Source organism: Teichococcus deserti (assembly GCF_001982615.1).
GTDB lineage: Bacteria > Pseudomonadota > Alphaproteobacteria > Acetobacterales > Acetobacteraceae > Pseudoroseomonas > Pseudoroseomonas deserti.
The window spans coordinates 1-16,125 of sequence record NZ_MLCO01000137.1 but is presented as its reverse complement, the minus strand read 5'-3'; the positions used below and the strand labels follow the sequence as shown (position 1 = coordinate 16,125).

Sequence of the window (16,125 nt, the reverse complement as noted above, 5' to 3'; positions counted from 1 at the left end):
TGGCAGGTCGATGTCTCCAACAATTCCTGGAGCCGCTCGGGCGAGCATTTCCGCGACGATTTCGGCCACGCCGACTATGCCGGCGCGGCGGCGGCCATCGCCGATGCGGCGGCGCGCGGGCGGGACGGGCTGGGCACCGTCATCGTCCGTTCCGCCGGCAACAACGGCACGACCGACGACGTCAACACCCATAGCTATTCCAACAACCGCTACACCGTGCTGGTGGGGGCGACCGACGCCCAGGGCCTGGTGCAGAGCTTCTCCAACCCCGGCGCGGCGCTGCTGGTGGTGGCGCCGGCGACCGCCACCTCCTATGCCGCGCCGCTCGGCAGCGCGACGGCGGCGCTGATGCTGCAGGCCAATCCCGCGCTCGGCTGGCGCGACGTGCAGACCATCCTGGCGCTGACCGCGCGGGTGACGGATGCCGCCAATGCCGGCTGGTTCGACAATGCCGGGGAGGGCTGGAACGGCGGCGGGCTGCATGTCTCGCGCCGGGCCGGCTTCGGGCTGATCGATGCCCGCGCCGCGGTGCGCCTGGCCGAAAGCTGGCAGGCACAGTCGACCAGCGCCAACCAGCTGGAGGCCGCGGCCTCGGCCGCCCCGGAAGCGGCCCTGGCGGATGCCGGCAGCAGCAGCTTCACGCTCGCCATCGACCGCGACCTGCTGGTCGAGCGGGCCGAGGTCACCATCGCCCTCGACCATGCGAAGATCGGCGAGCTGCGGCTGGTGCTGGTCTCGCCCTCGGGGACCGAGAGCGTGCTGCTCGACCAGCTGCACCAGGGCGAATACGACCCGGCCACCGGGCAGCTGCGCTTCACCTTCGCCAGCACCCAGTTCCTGCGCGAGGCCTCGCGCGGCGACTGGCAGCTGCGCGTCGTCGATCTGGCCGAGGGCAATGCCGGCATCCTGCACGGCTGGTCGCTGACCCTGCTGGGCAGCGCCGCCTCCGACGACACCCAGCACATCTACACCGACGAATTTCTGTCCATTGCCACGGCGGACCCGTCCCGGGCGGTGCTGCGCGACGCCGCGGGGACGGACACCCTCAATGCGGCGGCGGTGTCCGGCGATTCCTGGATCGATCTCGGCGGCGAAAGCCGCATCGCCGGGGCGTCGCTGCGGATCGCCGGGGGCACGGAGATCGAGAATGCCATCGGCGGCGACGGCCACGACGTGCTGATCGGCAATGCCCTGGCCAACCGGCTGCAGGGCGGCCGCGGCGACGACCATCTGCAGGGCGGCGCCGGCGACGACATCCTGGAAGGCGGCCCTGGCGGCGACCTGCTGGAGGGCGGGACGGGCGACGACCTCTACCGCGTGCTCGATGCCGGCGACCGCGTGGTCGAGCGGGCGGGGGAAGGCCATGACCGGGTCGAGGCCCGCATCGACTACCTCCTGCCCGACGATGTCGAGGATCTGATCCTGCTCGACGGCGCGGTGGCCGGCCGCGGCAATGACGGCGACAACCGCATCACCGGCCATGCGGCGGACAACCTGCTGGAGGGCGGCGGCGGCGACGACTGGCTCGATGGCGGCGGGGGCGCGGACCGCATGCTGGGCGGCATGGGCAACGACACCTATGTCGTCGACCATCCCGCCGACATCGTTGAAGAAATTTCCTTCGCCGGCTTCGACACGGTGCGCGCCGGCATCAGCTACCGCCTGACCGCCTCGGTCGAATACCTGACGCTGACCGGCAGCGCCGCCATCGACGGCACCGGCAACGACGGCTCCAACGTGCTGAACGGCAATTGGGGCGACAATGTCCTGCGCGGCGGGGGCGGCGCGGACACGCTGCGCGGCATGGCCGGCGACGACCGGCTCCGGGGCGGCGAGGGCAACGACCTGCTCTCCGGTGGCAGCGGCAGTGACGAGCTGCGCGGCGGCGAGGGCCACGACCTGGTCTATGGCGGACTGGGCGCCGACCGCTTCGTCGTCGCCGCCGGGGAAGGCGACGACCGCTTCGCCGATTTCCGCCCCTCCCAGGGCGACCTGCTGGTGCTGGAGGGCTTCGGCCCCGACCTGGACAGCTGGGACGAGGTGCTGGCGCATCTGACCCGGCAGGGCAGCACCCTGGTGCTGGACACCGGCCAGGGCAGCACGGTGACCTTCCTCGGCCTGCCGCTGGGCGCGCTGGGGCCGGATCACGTGATCTTCGGTTAGTCCGGCTGGACTAAGTCAGTCGCGCCGGCTAGGCTCGCCCGACCATGAGCACCGTCAATATCCACGCCGCCAAGACCCATCTTTCCCGCCTGGTCGATGCCGCGGCGGGGGGCGAGGAAATCCTGATCGCCCGCGCGGGGCGGCCGGTGGCGCGGCTGGTCGCGCTGGAGGCGCCTGCGGCCGCGCCGAAGCGGCGGCTGGGGCGGCTGGCCGGGCAGTTCACCGTGCCGGCCGATTTCGACGCGCCGCTGCCCGAGGCGGTGCTGGACGGGTTCGAGCGCGGCTGACGGGGCGCCGGCGATGCGGCTGCTGCTCGACACTCATCTGCTGCTCTGGGCCCTGGCCGAGCCGGCGCGGCTCGACGCCGCCACCCGCACAGCGCTGGAGGATCCGGGCAACGAGGTGCTGTTCAGCGCCGCCTCGCTCTGGGAGATCGCCATCAAGGCCGGGCTGGGCCGGCCCGACTTCGCGGTCGATCCTGACCAGGTGCTGGCCGCGGCGCTGGAGACCGGCTTTCTCGAGCTGCCGGTGCGGGCCGCGGCCGCGATCGGCGTCGCCCGCCTGCCGCCGCTGCACCGCGATCCCTTCGACCGGCTGCTGGTGGCCCAGGCCATGGCCGAGCCGGCGCGGCTCTACACCGCCGACCCGCTGCTGCCGCCCTATTCGGAGCTGGTGACGCTGGTCGGTAGGGCCGCCGTCACATAGCGCCGACGGCCGTCGGCAGCGCGACCACGGTCGGCCCGGCGGCGCAGATGCGGTTGCGCCCGCCCATCTTCGCCGCATAGAGCGCGCTGTCGGCGGCCGAGAGCAGCGCCTCGGCGCCCGAGCGCGCGCCGGGCTCGTCGAGCTCCGGCTCGGGATAGGCGGTGGCGACGCCGACGCTGATGGTGACGATGCCGGCGGGCTGGTTGCCGGCATGCGGCAGGGCTTCGGCCGCGACCGCGGCGCGCACCCGCTCGGCCAGCAGCGCCGCGCCCTCGGCATCGGTCTTGGGCATCAGCATGGCGAATTCCTCGCCGCCCTGGCGCGCCGCGACATCGCCCGGCCGGCGCGCGGTGGCGGAGAGGCAGCCGGCCAGCATGCGCAGGCAGGTGTCGCCGGCCGGATGGCCGTAGCGGTCGTTGTAGCGCTTGAAGTTGTCGGCATCGAGCACCAGCAGCGACAGCGGCTGGCCCTCGCGCGCGCAGCGGCGCCATTCCAGTGCCATCGCCTCCTCGAAGCGGCGGCGGTTGGCGAGCCCGGTCAGCGCGTCGGTGGTCGCCATCTCCTCCATGTTCTCGAGCGCCTCGAGCAGCCGCGCCTCGGCGGCTTTGGCCTCGGTCGCGTCGCGCATGACGGCGACATAGCCGAGCGGCGCGCCGGTCACCGGATGGGTGTGGGTGCGCGCCCGCAGGTCGATCCAGACCCAGCGCCCGTCCGGATGCTGGAAGCGGTAGGTGACGGCGGCGTCGGGCTCGCCATCGGCCAGCGCCATGGCGGCGGCCTCGACCCAGTCGACATCGTCCGGATGGGCGCGATCGGTCAGGCTGTGGGTGATCAGCTCCTCCGGCGGCAGGCCGAGCACCCGGTTGGCCATGGGCGAAACATAGCGCCGCGTGCCGTCGACATCGCTGAGCACCACGACATCGCCGGAATTCTCGGCGATCAGCCGGAAGCGCGCCTCGCTCTCGCGCAGCGCCGCCTCGGCCGAGCGGATTTCGGTGACGTCGCTGCAGGTGGTGACGACGCCGCCCGGCAGCGGATGCGCGCGCAGCGTCAGCAGCCGCCCGTTCGGCAGGGCGAGGGCCAGCGGCGAGCGCTCGGCCAGCAGCAGGGCCAGGCAGCGGGCGGTGGCCTCCGGATCGGCCTCGGCGCCGAGCAGCGCGGCCATGGCGGGGGCGACGGCGGCGGCCGGGCGCCCGGCGGAGAGCAGCGCCGCCGGCAGCGCCAGCAGCTCGCGGAACAGGGTGTTGGCGGCGACCAGCCGGCCGCCCTGGTCCCAGATCGCCAGCCCCTGGCCCATGCTGGCGGCGATGCCTTCCAGCAGCGCGTGGCGGCGGGCGAGGGCCTGGCGCTGCACCGTGGCCGCCCAGCGATAGACCACCAGCGCCGCGCCGCCGCTGAGGGCGAGGCCGGCGCCGGCCAGCAGCAGGGCTGCCGTCGAGAGCCCCGCCCGCGGCAGCAGCCCGAGGCTCAGCCCCGTCGGCAGCAGCCAGGCCATGGCCTGCAGCGGCGCCATGACGCGGCCCATCCGGGCGGCCTTTCGGGCCGTCAGATCGGCAAGCGCTGCGGTCAGGCGGGCGAAGCGGGGCATGGCTTAGAAGGCGGCCAGAAGTGCTGCGGCTTTATTAATGGTCGCCGAAAGGGGGCAGGGATTTATTCATGCCTCGCCGCCGCTTGACCGAAGCGGCCGCCCCGGCGTCAGCCTGGCCAGGCCCAAGGTCCCTTCCGGCGCTCCGCCGCAACCCAGGCTGAAGGCCGGATTGCGGCCCCGTCTGCGGCTGTCGCCCCGTGGCACCCCTGGCCCGTCGCCGCGCTCGCCACCCGAGTCGCATAACCGCCCGGCATGACCAAAATGGCCATGCTCAAGGTTATATCGTATGCCGCCGCAGTATCGTGTACAAAGCCTGCAATATTCCCCGCCTCAATGCTTGGATGCGGGGCGAAGAGGGCTGGTCAGGCCAGGGCAGGGCGCGGCGGGCGCAGCGCCACCACGCTGCGGATGTGATAGCGCATCTCGGCCATGGCGATGGTGGCGTCGCCGCGCTGCAGCGCGTTCAGGATGCGGCCATGCTCGGCCAGCACGCGCTCCGGCCAGTGCGGCCGGTGGCCTTCCATGCCGCGCACCAGGCAGGCCTTGTCGTGCATGGTCTCGACCTGGCGCAGCAGCGCGGTGTTGCGCGCCCCTTGCGCGATGCGCAGGTGGAACTCGCCATCCAGCGTGTTGAAGGCGTCGAGGTCGCCCTCCGCCAGCGCCGCCCGCTGCGTCGCGATCAGCCGTTCCAGATCGGCCGGGCAATCGGGGTCGCGCGGCAGCGCCAGGCTGACCGCCATGCATTCCAGCGCCTCGCGCAGCTCGCAGAATTCCTGCACCTCCTCCTCGGTCATGCGGATGACGCGCCAGAAGCGGCCGAAGCGCTCGACCAGCCCGTCGCGCAGCAGGCGCTGCAGCACCTCGCGCACCGGCGTGCGGCTGACCCCGAAGCGCTGGCCCAGCGTCACCTCCTGCAGCTGGGTGCCGGGCGGCCAGCGCAGCGAGACGATCTCGGCCTTCAGCCGGGCATGCAGCTCCTCGCTCAGATGGGCGGTGCCGCTCTCGGCCGTGGCGAGGCTTGGCAGGGTGGGCAGGTCGTTCATGCCAATCCGGTTTCCGGTATGCCGAAATTCAAGGCAGGAGATGGCAAAGCACAGGCACCCCCCGTCTGCCTAGGAGAAATTCGCTCCACAAGGGTGCTTGCAGGCAAGGCCAAATTCGGACGTATACTGAAATCCTGACGGGCAACAATCGCCCGCACGACCTGGGGGCTTCCGATGACCGAGCAATCGCCGCGCGCCGCCTTGTCCCGCCGCGCCCTGATGGGCGCCGGGGCGGGCCTTGCCTCCGCCGCCGCCCTGGGCTGGCCGCGGGGCCCCGCGCTCGCCGCGCCGACCACGCTGCGCGCCGCCATCTCCGGCTACAACGTGATCAACACGCTGGACCCTGCGGTCGCCGCGCTGATCCCGGAATACTACGTGATCTGGAGCCTCTATAACGGGCTGCTGAAGCTGGACGCGCAGATGCGCCCGGTGCCCGATCTGGCCGAGAGCGTCACCGTCGCCGGCGACGGCCAGATCGAGTTCAAGCTCCGCCAGGGCGTCAAGTTCCATGACGGCAGCGTCCTCACCTCGGACGACGTCAAGTTCACCCTGGAGCGGCTGCTGGACGAGGCGACCAAGTCGCCCAACCGCAGCAAGGTTTCTGCTATTAGCCAGATTGATCTTCCAGACGCGCAGACGGTGCGGCTGCGGACTTCGGCGCCGTTTGCCCCGTTGCTGACCTTCCTGTCGAACGCCCGCACCGGCACCCAGATCCTGCCGCGTAAGGCCTTCATGGCCGATCCCGCGGGCTTCGGCCGCAAGCCGATCGGCACCGGCGCCTATCGCCTGCGGTCCTGGGAGCCGAACCAGGCGCTGAAGCTTTCTGCGTTTGCCGACTATTTCGGCGGCGCCCCCCGCATCCCCGAGGTGGAAATCCCGCTGATCGCGGAAGAGACCAGCGGCGTCACCGCGCTGCTCGGCAAGCAGGTGGACATCACCTCCACCGCGCCCTTCGCCGATATCCCGGCGCTGGAGAAGCGCACCGACATCAAGGTGATGAAGCAGCCGGGCCTCAACACCCGCTTCCTGTCGTTGAACAACCGCAAGCCGCCTTTCGACGACGTCCATTTCCGCCGCGCTGTGTCGCTGGCGATCAACCGCGACGTGCTGGTGCGCGTGGTGCTGTTCGGCGAGGGCGTCGCCACCCCCGGCCTGATCCCGCCCTCGCTGACCGCGGCCTATGACCCGGCGCCGAAGCCGCTCTCGACCTTCAACGCCGCCCGGGCGAAGGAAGAGCTGGCCAAGTCGAAATACGGCCCCGGCACCAAGGGCACCATCCTGACCTGGGGCTCGGGCTGGTGGAAGCGCACGGCCGAGGTGGTCTTGGCCCAGGTCAACCAGGTGCTCGGCACCCAGCTGAATGTCGAGGTCACCGAGGCCAACACCGTCTTCGCCCGCATCCGCGCCGGCGACTACCAGGCCGGCACCTGGGGCTGGCTCGGCATGATCGACCCGGACGAATATTCCTACGACCTGCTGCACAGCGAGGGCTGGCGCAACTTCGCCGGCTACAGCAACCCGAAGCTCGACGCCCTGCTGGTGCAGGCGCGGCAGGAGCTGGACCCGGCCAAACGCGGCACGCTCTATCGCCAGAGCGAGGCGCTGTGGATCGACGACATGCCGGTGATCCCGCTGTTCTGCTCCAACATCCACAACCTGCTGGCCGGCAATGCCAGCGGCTTCACCCAGCTGCCCTATTCCAATTTCGGCGACCAGTTCGCGTCGATGTCGCTGGGGTAAGCAGGCTTTGGGCTCGACCACTCTGCGCCGGGGCCTCCGCCGCGCCGGCATCCTGCTGCTGACCCTGGTGACCGGCGCGCTGCTGGTCTTCCTGGCAATGAAGGCGGCGCCGGGCGACCCGGCGCTGTCGGCGCTGGGCGAGAATGCGCGGCCCGAGCTGGTCGCCGCCTTCCGCCGCGACCACGGGCTGGACCTGCCGCTGTGGCAGCAGTTCTGGGCGTGGATCAGCGGCGCGCTGACCGGTGATTTCGGCCGCTCGCTGACCCTGGCCGGCGGCGTGCCGGTGGGCAGCCTGATCGCCAACCGCCTGCCGGTGACCGCCTTCATAGGCCTCTATGCGCTGCTGCTGGCGGCGGCGATCTCGCTGGTCGCCGGCACCATCGCCGCGCTGCAGCGCGGCAAGGCGGCCGACACGGCGCTGACCTCGCTGGCGGTGCTGGGCGTCTCCATGCCGGATTTCTGGCTGGGCTATGTTCTTGTCTTTTTCCTGGCGCTGAATTTTCCGATTTTTCCATCCTATGGCTTCGTCTCGCCGGTCGACTCCTTCACGGGCGCGCTGCTCTCCGGCTTCCTGCCAGCGCTGGCGATCGCCGCCCCCATGGCGGCCGTCTTCGCTCGTGTCCTGCGCGCGGCCCTGCTCGACGTCATGCACCGCCCTTACGTCCAGGTGGCGCGCTCCATCGGGCATTCCGGAAAATTCGTCTTCGTCCACACCATCCTGCGCAACGCGCTGATCCCCTATGTCACCATCATCGGCCTGCAGGTGCGCTACCTGCTGGGCGGCGTGGTGGTGATCGAGCGGGTCTTCGGCATCCCCGGCCTGGGCTCGCTGATGGTCGATGGCGCCTTCGGCCGCGACTATCCGGTGATCCAGGCTTGCGCCCTGACCTTCCTGGTGATCGTGCTGATGACCAACCTGGCCGTGGACCTGCTCTGCACGCGCCTCGACCCCAAGGCGCGCGCCTGATGCGCCGGATGCTCCGCCTGCTGGCCGGCGCCCGCACCCTGTCGCTCGGGCTGCTGATCACGCTGGTCGTGCTGTTCGGCATCCTGGTCGGGCCCTGGATCACGCCGTTTTCCGCGACCGAGATGGACTTCATCAACGTGCTGACGCCGCCCGACGGCACGCATTGGCTGGGGACGGATTCCTTCGGCCGCGACGTGCTGTCCCGCGTGCTCAGCGGCGGCCAGATTTCCTTCCTGATCAGCGCGGTCGGCGTGCTGTCGGGGGCGGCCATCGGCACCACGCTGGGCATGCATGCCGCCTGGCGCGGCGGCAACCAGGAGGCGCTGCTGATGGCCTTCTGCGACCTGCTCTTCGCTTTCCCGAGCTTCGTCCTCGCGCTGTTCATGATGGTGGTGCTCGGCTTCGGCATGCACAACGTGATGATCGCCATCGCGTTGGCCTATCTGCCGATCTTCGCCCGCCTAGCCCGCAACCTGACGCGCACCATGATGCACGAGCCCTTCGTCCAGGCCGCCCGGCTGATGGGCCAGCGCCCGGCCCGCATCCTGGTCTTCGAGATCCTGCCCAACATCTTCTCGACCCTGCTGGTGCAGGCCAGCGTCGGCATCGCCTTCGGCATCGTCATGGAGGCGGGGCTGTCCTTCCTGGGCCTGGGCGTGCAGCCGCCGACGCCCTCCCTCGGCGTCATCCTGGCCGATGGGCGCGAGTATTTTCAGCGCGCCCCCTGGGTGCTGACGCTGACCGGCGTCGTCGTCTCGGTGGCGCTGCTCGGCCTCAACCTGCTGGGCGACGGTCTGCGCGACCTGACCGACCCCCGCCTGCGCAAGGCCGCCGGCCCATGAGCCCGATGCCCAAACGCCTTCTCGAGGTGCGCAACCTGCGCATCCATGCCGGCCCGCTGGAAGTGGTGCGCGAGGTCGACCTGGAGCTGCGCCAGGGCGAGACGCTGGGCATCATCGGCGAAAGCGGCTCCGGCAAGACCATCACCAGCCTGGCCCTGCTGCGCCTGCTGCCCGAGGGGCTGCGCGCGGAGGCCGATGCCCTGGTCTGGCGCGACCGCGACCTGACCTCGCTGTCAGATCGCGACTTCCGTCCCTGGCGCGGGCGCGAGATGGCCATGGTCTTCCAGGACCCGGTCGGCTCCTTCAACCCGGCCAAGAGCATCGGCTGGCACCTGCGCACCGCGCTGGAACGCCGGGGCCTGCGCGGCGCCTGGAAGCCCGAGGCCGAGCAGCTGCTGGACAGTGTCGGCATCCCCAACCCGGCCGCGGTGCTGGACCGCTATCCGCACCAGCTGTCGGGCGGCATGCTGCAGCGGGCGCTGATCGCCATGGTGGTGGCCCTCGAGCCCGGGCTGATCGTCGCCGACGAGCCCACCACCAACCTCGACAACATCGTCGAGCAGCAGATTCTTTCCCTCTTCCGCGACCTGCGGAAGCGGCTGTCGGCCGCCTTCGTCTTCATCACCCATGACATCGGTATCGCTGGCCAGATCAGCGACCGCATCGCCGTCATGTATGCCGGCGAGATCGTCGAGCAGGGCCCGGCCGCGGAAATGCTGGCCGCGCCCCGCCACCCCTATACGCGGGGCCTGATCGCGACCGCCCGCGCGCTCGCCGCCCGCGCCGACCAGCTGGCCGAAATTCCCGGCCACCTGCCGGGTCCTGGCCAGCGGCCTTCGGGCTGTGTCTTCCGCCCGCGCTGTGCCCAGGCGCGCCCCGGCTGTGAGGCGCCGCAGCCGTTGCGCGACATCGCCCCCGGTCGCCAGATGCGGTGCCTGCTCGATGCCTGACGCGCTGCTCGACCTGCAGGACCTCGGCGTCCAGTTCCCCGACCGCAACCGCCCGGGCGGCGTGCTGAAGGCGGTGGACGGCGTCAGCCTGTCCGTTGCCCCCGGCGAGATCCTCGGCCTCGTCGGTGAATCCGGCAGCGGCAAGACCACGCTCGGCAAGACGCTGCTGCGGCTCTACGAGCCCGCGGCCGGAAAGATCCTGCTGCAGGGCAAGGACATCACGCATCTCGACGAGGCGGCGCTGCGCCCGCATCGCCGCGCCATGCAGATGGTCTTCCAGGACCCGCTATCCTCCTTCAATCCGCGGCAGACCATCCACACCGCCATCGCGACGCCGCTGCTGCTGCACGGCCTCTGCAGCAAGGCCGAGCTGCCCGCCCGCATCGCCGCCATCCTGGCCGAGGTCGGGCTGCCGGCCGATTTCGCGCCCCGCTACCCGCATCAGATGTCCGGCGGCCAGCTGCAGCGCGCCGCCATCGGAAGGTCCCTGGCGCTGGAGCCGCAGCTGATCGTCGCCGACGAGGCGGTCTCCAAGCTCGACGTCTCGGTGCGCGCGCAGATCCTGAACCTGCTGCGCCGCCTGCAGGCCGAGCGCAACCTGGCCATGGTCTTCATCACCCACGACCTGCATGTGGCGCGCTTCCTCTGCCACCGCATCGCGGTCATGCATTTCGGCAAGCTGCTGGAGCTCGGCCCCACCGAGCAGATCTTCGAGAACCCCACCCACGACTACACGCGCGCCCTGATCGGCACGCTGCACGACCTGCCCGCCTGAGGAGATGCCCGCCATGACCCGACAGATGAGCCTCGGCCTGTCGATGCGCTATCTCGGCTACCACGCCGCGGCCTGGCGGCACCCGCAGGTCGATCCCGGCGGCGCCTCCGACTTCCGCCACTTCCTGCGCGTGGCGCAGCTGGCCGAGGCCGCCAAGTTCGACATGGTGTTCCTGGCCGACGGCATCGGCATCCGCGCCAAGGACGAGCCGCCGGGCTCGCTCTGCCGCTCCGCCCAGACCGCGGAGCTGGAGCCGCTGACGCTGCTCTCGGCGCTCGCCCCCATGACCAGCCGCATCGGCCTGGTGGCCACCGCCTCGACCACCTACAACGAGCCCTTCCACATCGCGCGGAAATACGCCTCGCTCGACAAGATCAGCGGCGGCCGCGCCGGCTGGAACATCGTCACCAGCTGGTCCGACGCCGAGGCGCAGAACTTCAACCGCGACGCCCATCTCGACTACGGCACCCGCTACGAGCGCGCCGGCGAGTTCGTCGAGGTGGTCAAGGGCCTCTGGGACAGCTGGGACGCCGACGCCTTCGCCGTGCGCGACAAGGAATCCGGCATCTTCTTCGACGCCGACAAGCTCCATGTCCTCAACCACCAGGGCAAGCACTTCAAGGTCAAGGGCCCGCTCAGCGTCGCCCGCAGCCCGCAGACCCGCCCGATCCTGGTGCAGGCCGGCGCCTCCGAGGCGGGCATGGAGATCGCCGCCACCAGCGCCGAGGTGGTCTATGCCGTTCCCCACGAGCTGGAGACCGGCCGCAGCTACTACGCCGACCTCAAGCAGCGCACCGCGAAAGCCGGCCGCAGCCCCGACGGCATCAAGATCATGCCCGGCATCACCCCCTTCATCAGCGCGACCGAGGCCGAGGCGCGGGAGAAATACGACCTGCTCAACGCCCTGGTCGCCCCGGAGCTGGGTCTCTCCTACCTCTACGCCCAGATGGGCGACCTCTCCGCCTATCCGCTGGATGGCCCGGTTCCGGAGCCCAACGACCCCCGTGTCCGCAGCATCGCGCAGAACCTGCTGAAGCTGGCCCGCCGCGACAACCTGACCATCCGCGGCCTGTACACGACGATCGCTGCCGGCTTCGGCTCCCGCATCCTGATCGGCACCGCGACGCAGATCGCCGACGAGATGCAGGCCTGGATGGAAGCCGAGGCCGCCGACGGCTTCAACATCTGCCCGCCGGCGCTGCCCATCGGGCTCGAGGACTTCTCCGCATCCGTGATCCCGGAGCTCCAGCGGCGGGGGATCTTCCGGAAGGAATACGAGGGCACCACGCTGCGCGAGCATCTCGGGGTGCCTGTTCCAGCTAGCAAGTATTCCTGAAGAGAAGACAGAGGCAGGCCAGGGGAATGAATTCCCCTGGACCCCTTCTTTTTTCTGTCAAATTGCCATGTCCACGTGTGGACAGTACGTGAAACGGCCAATCGGCAGCGCGACCTTTGACCGAACGCCGTTTTATATCATGGCGTCCCGCCGTGATGCCCTTGCATCGGCTTCGTTGAAGGGCTGGTCATCAAACGGCCAGTGATCAGAAAAAAGATGGGGGTTTGGGGGAATTCATTCCCCCAGCCTGCCCAAGGCTTACTGGATTTCGGCTTCTCCCAAAGCCAGCACCACTCCCGCGAGAGGAAGGCAGCACACAAACCCCAGCCGTCCGAAGCCCAGCGCCCCGGCGACTCCGCCCACGAAGAACCCGCCCAGCAGCACCGCGAGCAGCCGCAGCTTCCCCCGGTCGGCGCGGACGAAGCGCGGGTCGGCGCCGCGGTTCCAGTAGATCAGCTTGCCCAGCTCGATGCCGATATCGGTGGCGATGCCGGTCACATGGGTGGTGCGGATGCGGGCGCCGGAGATCTTGGTGATGGTGGCGTTCTGCAGCCCCATCAGGAAGCACAGCAGGGGCACGGCGGGGACGATCACCAGGGGGCTGTCCTGCCACAGGGCGCCGAGCAGGCCGAAGCCCAGCATCAGCCCGGCTTCCAGCCGCATCGGCAAGGCATGGCTGCGGCGATGGGCGTGGCGGCGGGCCCAATTGACCAGCATGGCCGAGGTCGCGGCGCCGGCCAGGAAGGGCAGCAGGGCGGCCAGCCCCGCCAGCACCGCGGCCCAGGCGCCCAGCGCCAGGTGGTCGGCCAGCGCCGAGACGGTGCCGGTCATGTGGGAGGTGTATTGGCCGACCAGCAGCAGCCCGCCGGCATTGATGGCACCGGCGACGACGGTCAGCGCCAGGCCGAAGCCGGCCTCGGTCAGGCGGGGACGGGAAAGGCGCTGGCGGGCGATCGGGCGCTGCGTCATCGACGGCATGGGCGGCCTCCCTGGGGTGGGAGGGCCAGCATAGGCCCAGCCCCAGGCAAAAAAAGAGCCCGGCGGGCGGTGGCCCCCGGGCTCCGGTCGGTCGAGGCGGCCCTCAGGCCTCCTCGTCCTCCTCGCTGTCGTCATCCGGATCGGTGATCGGGATCAGGAACAGGACCACGGCGGCGTCGTCGTCCTCATCCTCGTCTTCATCCTCCTCCTCGTCGGCCGCATCGGCGAAGTCGTCTTCCTCGCCTTCGTCGCTGGCCTCGAACTCGGCGATCTCCTCCTCGGTCGCGGCGCGCACGGTCAGGGCGGCCTGGCCGTCCCAAATCGGCTTGTCCTCGCTCAGCAGGCGCTTCAGGTCGTCGCGGAAGGGGGCGCTGTCGACCAGCTCGCGCGCATCCTCCTCGTCGGTGTCGATGACGGCAATCGGCCGGCCGCCGATCTCGAGCGTGAACATGGCTATGGGTACTCCCGTTTGGCAGGCGCCCGTCCGCGCCGCGGTCGCGACAGGCCGGGCGCTTCGGCGGTCATGAAGCACAGCTGGCCGGCCGCTGTCAGCCACCGGGCGCCGCGATTCCCCTCGATGGGCCCGATTTCATGACTTTTTCAAGCAGGGGCGGAGCCTTCCCCGCCGTCCGGCGGCAGCGAGCGGCCCAGCGCCTGCATCAGCCGGTTGGCATTGGCGAACATGGCCACCGCATGGATCAGGTCGAGGATCTCGAGGTCGGAGAGGCCAGCCTTGCGCAGCGGCGCCAGCTCTGCCGCAGTGGCCGCGGCCGGGTTGCGGGTCAGGCTGGCGGCATAGGCGACGATGGCCTGCTGCCGCGGCTCCAGCCCCTGCACCTCGATGCCGTGCTCCAGCAGGGCGCGCATCACCGCCTCCTGCCTGCTGAGCTCGACATAGCGGCGGGCATGCACCGAGGCGCAGTAGACGCAGCCATTGACGATCGAGACCACGGCGGTGGCAAGCTCGCGCTCGGCCCGCGGCAGGCCTCTCGGCGCGTACATCACCTTGGTGAAGAGGGCGCCGCGCTCGCCCAGCGAGGCCGGGTCGTGCACCAGGGTGCGGAAATAGACCGAGTGGCGCTGGGCCGGCGGGCAGGCCTCGAGCGCAGCCAGCTGCGCGGGCGTCGCCGAGGCGGTCTCGACCGGCGGCAGGCGGGGCTCCCAGCCGACCTCCTCCAGGGTGAAGCGGGTCATGCGGCGGGCTCCTGCTGCAGCTGGCGCAGCCCCGCCAGCAGCCGGGTCTGGTAGGGGATGAAGGCGACCAGCTGGGTCACCGCGACAATGTCCTGCGGCGTCAGGCCGAAGCCGGTCAGCCGGTCGATATCGGCCTGGCCGCAATCGGCCGGGCGCTCGGCCACCATGTCGGCATAGCGGAACAGCACGGCCAGGCGGTCCTCGCCCGCGGGGGCGGGGAAGATCTCCGCGGTGGCGATGACGGCCGCCTCGCCGGTGGCGGCCAGCAGGGCGCGGTAATGCGCGGCCAGCGGCAGCTCGCGCTCGATCAGGGCGCCGCGCAGCGCGAGCGCCGCGCGCTCGGCCAGGCTGACGCCGCCGGGATCCTCGGGCAGGACCAGGGCGCGGTAGGTGCCTTCCTCATGGCCGAGGATCTCGGCCCGTTGCCGGCGCAGCTGGCCGAGCGGCGAGGTGGCGTCGAGGCCGAGCAGGTGCTCGGCGAGGTCCGGGATGGTGCTGGTCATGGCGCGCGGCCTTCCGGCGATGGCGGGGGCCGCAGCATAGACCAGCCCGGCCGTGAAAGCCTGCCCGGGATCAGCCCGCCTCGGCGGCGGCGTCATAGCGCTGCCGGGCGCCGTGCATGGCGCCGCCATTCTGCGTCGCCCAGTCGATGATCCCCAGCAGCGGGGGCAGCAGCGACATGCCCATCGGCGACAGCCGGTAGTCGACCCGCGGCGGCACCGCGGCATGCAGCTCGCGTTCGACCAGGCCGACGCGCTCCAGGTCGCGCAGGGTCTGGGTCAGCATGCGCTGGGAGATGTCCGGGATGTCGCGCCGCAGCTCGCTGAAGCGGCGGGTCTGCCGGCTGAGCGCGATCACCACCAGCACCGTCCACTTGCTGCCCAGATGCTCCAGCGTCTCGCGGATCGGGCAGCCGCGCAGGGCGGCCGGCCTGGGCGCGGGCTCCGGTTTCGGCGCGCCGCGCCCCGGGCAGCCGTCCAGGCTGGTCTGCAGCGCCGCCGCCGCGGGGGCGAGGTGGTTCCCTGGAGAATACTTGGTCACGCGAAACTGCCTTCTTTTGTGATCCCGGCGGATACCCTAACATCGCTGAGATGCTTTCGATCACTGCGGCATCGTCAGAAGACCACAAGTATAAACTTCAGTCATCGACAATAATCCGAACCGACCCGCGACGGCGGCCCAGTGGTGGGATGATATTGATAATGACTCTCATTAACAAGCCCCGTGACCAGTTCCTCCTGATCTCTGCGAAGGCCGCCGCCTGATGTCCGACCCGATCCTCCCCGCCCGTTCCTCGGCCGTTCCCCCCGCCAGCCTGGCGCTGCTGGCCGAGGCCCATCGCGCCCGGGTGGCCGCCGGCAGCCGGCTGCGCGCCCGCGACGCCGCGGCCGCGCTCGGCGCCACCGAGGCGGCGCTGCTGGCCGCCGGTGCGCTGGGCCCGGTGACCCGGCTGCGCCCCGACTGGCTCGACCTGCTGCGCGGGCTGACGCCGCTCGGCCGCGTCATGGCGCTGACCCGCAACGACCTGGCCGTGCATGAGCGCAAGGGAACCTACGAGAGGGTCGAGGCGACCGGCCATGCGCTGCTGGTGCTCGGCCCCGACATCGACCTGCGGCTGTTCCCGCGCGGCTGGGCGCATGCCTATGCGCTGGGCGGCGAGCGGCCTTCGCTGCAGATCTTCGCCGCCGACGGTTCGGCGGTGCACAAGGTCTATGCGACGGACGACACCGACCGCGCCGGCTGGGACGCGCTGGTCGCGGGCTTCGCCGACCCGGCCGCCATCGACCCTCCGATCCCCCTGCCGGCGGCTGTGGAGCCTGGTGCCGAGGCCGCCGTCGATGCCG

General features: G+C 70.8%; 17 protein-coding genes. 10 read left to right on the top strand and 7 right to left on the bottom strand.

What is annotated here, in order from left to right; genetic code table 11:
• The 3 genes from BKE38_RS33640 to BKE38_RS14555 all read left to right on the top strand — a co-directional run.
• A partial coding sequence (locus BKE38_RS33640; protein ID WP_076958022.1) for a proprotein convertase P-domain-containing protein occupies nucleotides 1-2,163 on the top strand: 2,163 nt, incomplete at its 5' end.
• Nucleotides 2,164-2,207: 44 nt separating this feature from the next.
• Nucleotides 2,208-2,450, top strand: a complete 243-nt coding sequence (locus BKE38_RS14560) for a type II toxin-antitoxin system Phd/YefM family antitoxin (protein ID WP_076958021.1) — start codon at nucleotides 2,208-2,210, stop codon at nucleotides 2,448-2,450.
• A 13-nt stretch (nucleotides 2,451-2,463) separates the two neighbouring features.
• Nucleotides 2,464-2,868, top strand: a complete 405-nt coding sequence (locus tag BKE38_RS14555) for a type II toxin-antitoxin system VapC family toxin (RefSeq protein WP_076958020.1) — start codon at nucleotides 2,464-2,466, stop codon at nucleotides 2,866-2,868.
• On the opposite strand, the gene BKE38_RS14550 is transcribed toward BKE38_RS14555, so the two are convergent.
• Together BKE38_RS14550 and BKE38_RS14545 are read right to left on the bottom strand one after the other, a co-directional pair.
• Nucleotides 2,861-4,381: a GGDEF domain-containing protein gene (locus BKE38_RS14550; protein WP_165694193.1), complete on the bottom strand. Its 1,521-nt coding sequence runs from the start codon at nucleotides 4,379-4,381 to the stop codon at nucleotides 2,861-2,863. The two genes, BKE38_RS14555 and BKE38_RS14550, sit on opposite strands and share 8 nt — an antisense overlap.
• Before the next feature lie 437 nt (nucleotides 4,382-4,818).
• Nucleotides 4,819-5,499 carry a GntR family transcriptional regulator gene (locus tag BKE38_RS14545; RefSeq protein ID WP_076958018.1) on the bottom strand — a complete coding sequence of 227 codons (681 nt, stop codon included), beginning with the start codon at nucleotides 5,497-5,499 and terminating at the stop codon, nucleotides 4,819-4,821.
• A gap of 174 nt (nucleotides 5,500-5,673) precedes the next feature.
• On the opposite strand from BKE38_RS14545, the gene BKE38_RS14540 reads away from it, so the two are divergent.
• Genes BKE38_RS14540 through BKE38_RS14515 form a run of 6 tightly spaced genes read left to right on the top strand, consistent with a single transcriptional unit; the run spans nucleotide 5,674 to nucleotide 12,109 of the window.
• Nucleotides 5,674-7,239 carry an ABC transporter substrate-binding protein gene (locus BKE38_RS14540; protein ID WP_076958017.1) on the top strand — a complete coding sequence of 522 codons (1,566 nt, stop codon included), beginning with the start codon at nucleotides 5,674-5,676 and terminating at the stop codon, nucleotides 7,237-7,239.
• A 7-nt stretch (nucleotides 7,240-7,246) separates the two neighbouring features.
• Nucleotides 7,247-8,206 (top strand): ABC transporter permease, encoded by a 960-nt coding sequence (locus BKE38_RS14535; RefSeq protein WP_165694192.1) that lies wholly within the window; start codon nucleotides 7,247-7,249, stop codon nucleotides 8,204-8,206.
• Entirely contained in the window at nucleotides 8,206-9,048 is an 843-nt protein-coding gene (locus BKE38_RS14530; protein ID WP_076958016.1) for an ABC transporter permease, read from the top strand. Before BKE38_RS14535 ends, BKE38_RS14530 begins: the two co-directional genes overlap by 1 nt.
• Before the next feature lie 5 nt (nucleotides 9,049-9,053).
• Nucleotides 9,054-9,998 (top strand): ABC transporter ATP-binding protein, encoded by a 945-nt coding sequence (locus BKE38_RS14525; RefSeq protein WP_165694191.1) that lies wholly within the window; start codon nucleotides 9,054-9,056, stop codon nucleotides 9,996-9,998.
• Nucleotides 9,991-10,773, top strand: coding sequence for an ATP-binding cassette domain-containing protein (locus tag BKE38_RS14520; protein WP_076958014.1), 783 nt, complete (start codon nucleotides 9,991-9,993; stop codon nucleotides 10,771-10,773). The genes BKE38_RS14525 and BKE38_RS14520 overlap by 8 nt, the downstream gene beginning before the upstream one ends.
• 13 nt (nucleotides 10,774-10,786) lie before the next feature.
• A complete protein-coding gene (locus tag BKE38_RS14515; RefSeq protein WP_242662362.1) occupies nucleotides 10,787-12,109 on the top strand; it encodes an LLM class flavin-dependent oxidoreductase in 1,323 nt (440 codons plus the stop codon).
• Nucleotides 12,110-12,367: 258 nt separating this feature from the next.
• Here the strand turns inward: BKE38_RS14515 and BKE38_RS14510 are convergent, their stop codons facing one another.
• The 5 genes from BKE38_RS14510 to BKE38_RS14490 form a co-directional block, all read right to left on the bottom strand.
• Complete coding sequence (locus tag BKE38_RS14510; RefSeq protein ID WP_408887424.1) at nucleotides 12,368-13,087, bottom strand: YoaK family protein; 720 nt, start codon at nucleotides 13,085-13,087, stop codon at nucleotides 12,368-12,370.
• A 103-nt stretch (nucleotides 13,088-13,190) separates the two neighbouring features.
• On the bottom strand, nucleotides 13,191-13,538 hold the full coding sequence (locus BKE38_RS14505) for a hypothetical protein (RefSeq protein WP_076958012.1): 348 nt from the start codon (nucleotides 13,536-13,538) through the stop codon (nucleotides 13,191-13,193).
• A 149-nt stretch (nucleotides 13,539-13,687) separates the two neighbouring features.
• Nucleotides 13,688-14,281 carry a peroxidase-related enzyme gene (locus tag BKE38_RS14500; protein ID WP_076958011.1) on the bottom strand — a complete coding sequence of 198 codons (594 nt, stop codon included), beginning with the start codon at nucleotides 14,279-14,281 and terminating at the stop codon, nucleotides 13,688-13,690.
• The gene (locus BKE38_RS14495) at nucleotides 14,278-14,784 is read right to left on the bottom strand and encodes a CMD domain-containing protein (protein WP_076958024.1); all 507 of its coding nucleotides are present in this window, start codon (nucleotides 14,782-14,784) and stop codon (nucleotides 14,278-14,280) included. Before BKE38_RS14495 ends, BKE38_RS14500 begins: the two co-directional genes overlap by 4 nt.
• 70 nt (nucleotides 14,785-14,854) lie before the next feature.
• Nucleotides 14,855-15,322, bottom strand: a complete 468-nt coding sequence (locus tag BKE38_RS14490; protein ID WP_242662361.1) for a winged helix-turn-helix transcriptional regulator — start codon at nucleotides 15,320-15,322, stop codon at nucleotides 14,855-14,857.
• A gap of 223 nt (nucleotides 15,323-15,545) precedes the next feature.
• On the opposite strand from BKE38_RS14490, the gene BKE38_RS14485 reads away from it, so the two are divergent.
• Nucleotides 15,546-16,125, top strand: a 580-nt coding sequence (locus BKE38_RS14485; RefSeq protein ID WP_278247624.1) for a ChuX/HutX family heme-like substrate-binding protein, incomplete at its 3' end; no start/stop codon positions are given.